This window comes from Pseudoalteromonas sp. SR44-2 (genome assembly GCF_014163745.1).
Classification (GTDB): Bacteria; Pseudomonadota; Gammaproteobacteria; order Enterobacterales; family Alteromonadaceae; genus Pseudoalteromonas; species Pseudoalteromonas distincta.
In genome coordinates, this window is record NZ_JACJDW010000077.1 from 1 (window position 1) to 718 (window position 718).

1 protein-coding gene is annotated in these 718 nt (G+C 44.8%); it reads left to right on the plus strand.

The window, feature by feature from the left end; translation table 11 throughout:
• The coding region (locus H5115_RS19985; protein WP_259396451.1) for an EF-Tu/IF-2/RF-3 family GTPase at window positions 1-718 on the plus strand (718 nt) is incomplete at both ends.

The following is a 718-nucleotide window of genomic DNA, read 5'->3' on the forward strand; positions in this document are numbered from 1 at the left end:
CGTGAACTTCTTTCTGAATACGATTTCCCAGGTGATGACTTACCTCTAATCGCTGGTTCTGCGCTTAAAGCGTTAGAAGGCGAGAAAGAGTGGGAAGATAAGATTGTTGAGCTTGCAAACGCACTTGACTCTTACATCCCAGAGCCAGAGCGTGACATCGATAAGCCATTCATCATGCCTATCGAAGACGTTTTCTCAATCCAGGGTCGTGGTACTGTTGTAACTGGTCGTGTTGAAGCTGGTATCATCCGCATCAATGACGAAGTAGAAATTGTTGGTATCAATGATACAACTCGTTCTACTTGTACTGGTGTTGAAATGTTCCGTAAGCTTCTTGACGAAGGTCGTGCTGGCGAAAACATCGGTGCACTTCTACGTGGTACTAAGCGTGAAGACGTTGAACGTGGTCAAGTACTAGCTAAGCCTGGTTCAATCAACCCACATACTACATTCACTTCAGAAGTATACGTACTTTCTAAAGATGAAGGTGGTCGTCATACTCCATTCTTTAAAGGTTACCGTCCACAGTTCTACTTCCGTACAACTGACGTAACTGGTGACGTACAGTTACCAGAAGGCGTAGAAATGGTAATGCCTGGTGATAACATCAAGATGACAGTAACTCTAATCGCACCAATCGCGATGGATGAAGGTCTTCGTTTTGCTATCCGTGAAGGTGGTCGTACTGTAGGTGCTGGTGTTGTAGCAACTATCGTAG